The organism is Cupriavidus sp. SIMBA_020 (assembly GCF_046535395.1).
Classification (GTDB): Bacteria; Pseudomonadota; Gammaproteobacteria; order Burkholderiales; family Burkholderiaceae; genus Cupriavidus; species Cupriavidus campinensis.
This window is the reverse complement of record NZ_JAWRWU010001292.1, coordinates 1-249: the sequence shown is the minus strand read 5'-3', so window position 1 is coordinate 249 and position 249 is coordinate 1. Positions and strand designations below refer to the sequence as shown.

The 249-nt window shown below is 62.7% G+C and carries 1 pseudogene; it reads left to right on the top strand.

Annotated features, from left to right (window positions below):
- Window positions 1–240 (top strand): annotated as a pseudogene (locus SB751_RS33675) (glucosyltransferase); the annotation flags it as partial.
- Window positions 241–249 lie beyond the last annotated feature (9 nt).

The window sequence follows — 249 nt, the reverse complement described above, 5'->3', positions numbered from 1 at the left end:
CTGTCGGGCGCCGCAAGCTGGTCGTGGTCGCTCGCCGCGATCGCCCTGCTGGCCCGCCTTTGGCTGAAGCTCCGGGCGGACCGGGCCTTGTGCCATCCCCATCGCGAGCTGTGGCTGCTGCCGATATGGGATATTGCGTTGTTCCTGATCTTCCTCGCGAGCTACAGTTCGACCCTGGTCACCTGGCGCGGCTTCACTTTTCACGTGGACCGGAACGGCATGCTACATTCAAAACGCTGAAAGCTGGTA